At 43.2% G+C, this 5,015-nt stretch carries 6 protein-coding genes; 5 read left to right on the plus strand and 1 reads right to left on the minus strand.

Translation table 11 applies throughout. The features are described 5' to 3' along the window. Nucleotides 1-39: 39 nt before the first annotated feature. Nucleotides 40-894, minus strand: coding sequence for a M48 family metallopeptidase (locus H6G03_RS36845; protein ID WP_322112038.1), 855 nt, complete (start codon nucleotides 892-894; stop codon nucleotides 40-42). 626 nt (nucleotides 895-1,520) lie between these two features. Between H6G03_RS36845 and H6G03_RS36850 the strand changes: the two genes are divergently transcribed. From H6G03_RS36850 to H6G03_RS36870, 5 genes are all read left to right on the plus strand, one after another. Continuing rightward, on the plus strand, nucleotides 1,521-2,135 hold the full coding sequence (locus tag H6G03_RS36850; protein WP_190475859.1) for a DJ-1/PfpI family protein: 615 nt from the start codon (nucleotides 1,521-1,523) through the stop codon (nucleotides 2,133-2,135). 373 nt (nucleotides 2,136-2,508) lie between these two features. Next, nucleotides 2,509-3,675 carry a pyridoxal phosphate-dependent aminotransferase gene (locus H6G03_RS36855; RefSeq protein ID WP_190475861.1) on the plus strand — a complete coding sequence of 389 codons (1,167 nt, stop codon included), beginning with the start codon at nucleotides 2,509-2,511 and terminating at the stop codon, nucleotides 3,673-3,675. 168 nt (nucleotides 3,676-3,843) lie between these two features. Further along, nucleotides 3,844-4,188, plus strand: a complete 345-nt coding sequence (locus H6G03_RS36860; RefSeq protein ID WP_190475863.1) for a hypothetical protein — start codon at nucleotides 3,844-3,846, stop codon at nucleotides 4,186-4,188. Next, the gene (locus tag H6G03_RS36865; protein WP_190475865.1) at nucleotides 4,185-4,388 is read left to right on the plus strand and encodes a hypothetical protein; all 204 of its coding nucleotides are present in this window, start codon (nucleotides 4,185-4,187) and stop codon (nucleotides 4,386-4,388) included. The genes H6G03_RS36860 and H6G03_RS36865 overlap by 4 nt, the downstream gene beginning before the upstream one ends. A gap of 178 nt (nucleotides 4,389-4,566) precedes the next feature. Beyond that, nucleotides 4,567-5,007: a hypothetical protein gene (locus H6G03_RS36870; RefSeq protein ID WP_242060542.1), complete on the plus strand. Its 441-nt coding sequence runs from the start codon at nucleotides 4,567-4,569 to the stop codon at nucleotides 5,005-5,007. The last annotated feature ends 8 nt before the right edge of the window (nucleotides 5,008-5,015 follow it).

Here is a 5,015-nt window from a genome sequence, read left to right on the forward strand (position 1 = left end):
GCCCCTAGCCCCTAGCCCCTAGCCCCTCTCCCTTCCCAATTAGCTACCTGGCAAACGCGGTTGTACGTATTTGGCAAAATTTTCGCGTCCGGATTCTAATTGAGGCGGAATGCCATTTGGATAAGTTTGAGCAACTAAAGCTTGCAGTTTTTGAACGCGGTTTTCTGGATTGGGATGAGTGCTGAAAAATTCCGGCGATTGACCGCCTTTGCGGGCAGATCCCAGGATTTGCATTACTTCGACAATACCTTGGGGATTGTAACCGGCTTGTGTGATGAAGCGAAAACCGAGTCGATCGCTCTCCAGTTCATCATCGCGTCCGTACCGTAAGCTTACCAGTTGGTTGACTGCTTGCGCGATCGCTGCCACTTGTTGAGCTCGTCTTTCATCGTCGCTTACCGCTACCCCAACAGCTGTTACCAGCGTTGACCCCAGCTGTTGTTTTGCCAGATGTTCCGCACCGTGTCGCGCCACTACATGACCGATTTCGTGTCCCAAAACTGCCGCCAGTTGCGCTTCCGAGGATAGGCGTCCCATCAAGGCGGCGGTGATGAAAATTTCTCCTCCCGGTAAGGCAAAGGCGTTGATGGTGCGCGGGTCGCGTAGCAGGTGGAAATCAAACGGATACTGCGATTTAGCGGCATCCGACCGTTGCGCCACTCTTCCTCCCACTCGATCGACATAATCTTGGAGTGTTTTGTCGGGGTACAAACCGCCATGTTTGGCGGCCATTTGCTGTCGCGCTTGCAGTCCCAGCGCAACTTCCTGACGCGGCGAGAGCTGTAGGCGCTGATTTTCGCCCGTAATCGGGTTATATACAGTGTGAGTGCAATAACCGATCAGCCCAAATGCGACGAGTATGACCGCAATTCCCAAACGCCACAGTTTTCTCACCGCTTTTCTCCCAACTGCTCGGTCAGAATTTTATCATACTTTTGGCAATAAAATTTCTGTCTTAAGGATACTGTTTTTTTGTTTTACCTTTCACGAGTTACAAATGATAGATAAACCGATGCGATCGCCTATTTTATCTTGACTGAATGTAGAGACGCTTCATGAAACATTTCTACATTGAGGAGCTAGTTAAATTATTGCTATCCAAAATGCCGAACTTACAATGGTTATTCCCAAACTCAAAAAGGCGGAAAAAACCATTTTTTTTATAAATGCGATCGCATCTTTTCATTGCTACTAAACTCATCCATATATTGATAAGTACTTCCCTATTATACAACCATCCATAGACGGATTATTTACTATCTCCAAAGTGCTACAAGTTATGTATTGCTAGATTTCAAACGGTGAAGCTCTCTGGATAACTCAAGCAAATTCATCTGTTTGGTAGTTACTTGCATTGAACAGAACTGTCGGGAGATATCTCTACTTATAAGATGGTTGCCAGTAGAGGTGTAAAATAACACAAAACCAGAATGTTTGGCGATGTAAAAAGACAGCTATAACTCCCACTTTCGTTATGTACTTGTTTCGCTCGATCTCAATAATTTAGGAGTTAGCAAAAAATGAATGATGGAAAAAAAGGCAAAATAGGCGTTTTGGTTGAAGAACATTTCGATGAAACTGAATATCGCCGATTTAATGAATTTTTCCCTCAACACGGCTACGATGTTGAGTATATTTCCAATCTTTGGAATCAGGAAAAAATCACCTTTAAAGGAAATGACCATACAGAGGAAGTAACCGTTACTGTTGATGTTAACGATATCGATCCCGCCGATTACAAAGGCATAATCCTCATCGGTGGTTACGCAATGGATCGTTTGCGATATCAAGTCAGTCCGAAACCAGGTGAACCGAATCAATCTCCAGCAGTAGAATTCCTCCGCAAAGCAGTACAAGCGATGGATGGTGGCGATCTAAAAGTTGGCACTATTTGCCACAGTATGTGGTTATTTTGTGCAGATCCAGAACTGATGAAGGGTCGCAAAGTTACCTGCGCTCACAACATCATTTGCGATGTTGAAAATGCCGGCGGAACGGTTATCTATGAAGGCGATAAAGCAGTTGCTACTTATATAGATGGTAACTTGATATCCGGGCAGCATCCAGGGGTTGTAGATGAGTTTATGAATCTCTTCTTGCAAGAAATTGAAAAGAAGGAAAAAGTAACTGCTTAAGTTCTCAATTTCTGCGATGAAAACTATCAGAGTTCTGGAAAAAACAGACGCGATCGCTAAAATTGCTGTATCTGGCAAATTATAGCCGTTCTTAAACGAAAGCAACACACCTGTAGGGTGCGTTAGCGCAAAGCTGACGCACCTTTCTCCGTAGTTAGTCTCCAGTTAGGTAAAATAAGGTAACATATAATACAATTATTTTTATTGGTAGAGCGTAAAATTACCCCAAAACAGTGCATAAACTCGGTTAAAGATTAGTAAAATATATTACAAATAATAAAAAGGTAAAAAATACACAATTTGAATTGAGGATTATGGGATACTCTGGAACACTAGAAAATAGCTATATGTAGTCGGATAGAAATCAAAGAGCATGAAGCTGGCAGCAAGAGTTGAGAAAGTTCAGCCTTCCCTAACGTTAGCGATCGCCGCCAAAGCGAAGGCGATGAAGGCAACGGGAATTGATGTGTGTAGTTTCAGCACTGGTGAACCGGATTTCGATACGCCAGAGCATATCAAAGCTGCTGCCAAGCAGGCTCTGGATGAAGGAAAGACCAAGTATGGCCCAGCCGCTGGGGAGCCGAAGTTGCGGGAAGCGATCGCTCACAAGCTGAAAACAGAAAATCATCTCGCTTACAGTGCGGATAACGTCATAGTCACCAATGGCGGTAAGCATTCTCTGTTCAACCTCATCCTGGCGCTGATCGACCCTGGCGAAGAGGTAATCATTCCCGCGCCGTATTGGTTGAGTTATCCGGAAATGGTGAGATTGGCAAGTGGCGAGCCGATAATCGTACCTACGGATGAGAAAAATAACTACAAAATTACGCCAGAACAACTGCGGCAGGCGATAACGCCGAAAACGCGCCTATTTATCCTCAATTCGCCTTCTAATCCCACAGGTGTGGTATATACGCCAGATGAAATTAAGGCGTTGGCGGAAGTGGTGGTGGAAAAAGATATTTGGGTTGTTTCTGACGAAATTTACGAGAAAATTATTTACGATGGAGCCGAACACCTCAGCATCGGTGCAGTTAGTCCCCAAGCTTTCGATCGCACCCTGATCAGCAACGGATTCGCCAAAGGTTATTCCATGACCGGTTGGCGGATCGGTTATTTAGCTGGCCCAGTTGAGATAATTAAAGCAGCCAGTACCATCCAAGGTCACAGTACCTCGAATGTTTGTACCTTTGCACAATACGGTGCGATCGCAGCTTTAACAAGTCCGCAAGATTGTGTAGAAGAAATGCGCCAAGCATTTGCCAAGCGGCGTCAGGTGATGTTGGAACGCCTTCGCGCTATCCCCGGTTTGAGTTGTCCCACACCCGATGGTGCTTTTTACTTGTTTATTAATATCAGTAAAACAGGCTTGACTTCTCTGGAATTTTGTGATGCGCTCCTAGAAAATCAGCAAGTTGCTGCTATTCCGGGTATTGCGTTTGGGGCAGATGATTGTATTCGCCTGTCTTACGCCACTGACATGAGTACGATCGAAAAAGGTATGGAACGGTTGGATAAATTTGTGCGATCGCGAATATAACATTTTGCCACCGCAGATGTAAGCGCAGTTTTCCTAAAGAGTACGCAGATGAACGCAGATCGATTTGTGTTCATCTGTTTTTATTTATAGCCAGAGCGTCACGGAAGAAAAGCCTTTCCACCTATTTAATATTAATATGTAAACGTGGTGCATTTGGAATTAAGTTTAATGGCAAATTTATCAGAACAAACTAAAGTCAACATTTTCAATCTACTGAAACGGTTGGGAGAAATGATTGATGAAGCAGGAAAAACAGAAACAGTAATTGCGGAACAGCTTGGCGAAACAGAAATAACCGTTTCGACACTGGATGACTTACAGAATGTGAGAGAACGGCTGAGAAATCCTTATACTCGTCTTTGTACTCTTTATCTCCAAATTTCACAATTTCAACCCACTGCTCCTGCGGCTGTGCTAGATTTACTATATCAGACAATTGAAGATGCTGAAGCTGCTATTGCTGCTTCAGATGCTAGTATTCGAGAAGCTAAAACAGATTTTGAATTACCATGAATCAGCAAAAAAAATTACCAGATCCAGAAAAATTAAAGCGCACACACGAACGCTTTCAGGAAGCTATCTACAAGCTTGATATGTTGGATTTGAAGTTGGCGCAATTAAACGCGATGATGGAAGCCGAACTGTGTCGCCAACAGTTAGAAAGACTTGAGAGAAAAAATAAGCAAAGGCTAGTTTCAGAAACCAAAGAGTGATAGTGCGGGTAGGAATTGAAAAAGAGCGATCGCACGATCGCTCTCTTCCCAATCAATTTACAATATCGTAGTCAAATCTGCTGAATAATTCGGGTTAGCAGCTATTGGCAAAATCACCGCAACTTTACTGTCTATTTAATATTAATATGGAAGAGTGGTGTATTTGAAATAAAAGTTAATGGCAAAGCTACCAGGAGAAATTAAAGCAACGATATTAAATCTGTTAGGACAATTGGCAGAATTGATTGATGAAGCAGGAGAAACAGAATTTGTAATTTTTGAACAGTTTGGGGAAACAGAGATAACTATTTCGGGACTGAATGAGTTACAGAATGTGAGAGAACGGTTGAGAAATTCTTATACTCGTCTGTGTAGGCTTTTTCTGCAAGTTTCAGAATCTCAGCCCACTGCCCCTGCTGCTGTGCTAAATTTATTGTATCTGTCCATCGAGGAAGGACAAGCTAACCTTGATGCAGGAGAGGCAAGCATTCGAGAAGCAAAAAGAGAGCTAGGCTTATTACTGGAGTTTAGACTATCGCACCCCAGGTGCGATAGTCTAAACTCTGATTTACAAGACGAAATAGCTCAGATGTTAGCTGAGCGAAAAAAGGCTAATTAAATTAAGAT

The sequence above is a fragment of the Aerosakkonema funiforme FACHB-1375 genome (assembly GCF_014696265.1).
Taxonomy (GTDB): Bacteria; Cyanobacteriota; Cyanobacteriia; order Cyanobacteriales; family Aerosakkonemataceae; genus Aerosakkonema; species Aerosakkonema funiforme_A.